General features: G+C 68.6%; 1 pseudogene. It reads right to left on the bottom strand.

From position 1 onward, the window contains the following. Positions 1-446, bottom strand: a pseudogene (locus RGCCGE502_RS34395) (HlyD family type I secretion periplasmic adaptor subunit); the annotation flags it as partial.

Here is a 446-nt window from a genome sequence, read left to right on the forward strand (position 1 = left end):
GAGATCACCGCGGCGGACAGGTCGAGCGCCGCAAAGCCGACGGTTTCTGCCTCGTCGCGCTCGGCCACCAGCCTGGCATGGGCGGCGGTCAGCTGCTGCAGCTGCGCCCTGACGATCGACAGTTCGACGCGGGTCTGGGTGTCGTCGAGGACGATGAGGACGTCGCCCTTTTTGACGACGGTGCCGTTGTCGACGCGGATGGCGGCGATGATGCCGCCGTCGCGGTGCTGGATGGTCTTGACCTGCTCGGAGACGACCACCTGGCCATGGGTGATGACGGCGCCCGACAGCTTCGCCTGGGCGGCCCAGCCGCCGATGCCGAAGACCAGCACGCCGGCCAGTGCCGAGGAGGCGATAATGCGCGAGGTGATGCCGAACTGCCGGGCGTTCTGCCTGGCCTTGTCGCTGCCGGTCTTGTCGGTGCCGGCCTTGTCGCTGCCGGTCTT

Origin of the sequence: Rhizobium grahamii CCGE 502 (assembly GCF_000298315.2) — a bacterium.
In the GTDB taxonomy this organism is placed as follows: Bacteria; Pseudomonadota; Alphaproteobacteria; order Rhizobiales; family Rhizobiaceae; genus Rhizobium; species Rhizobium grahamii.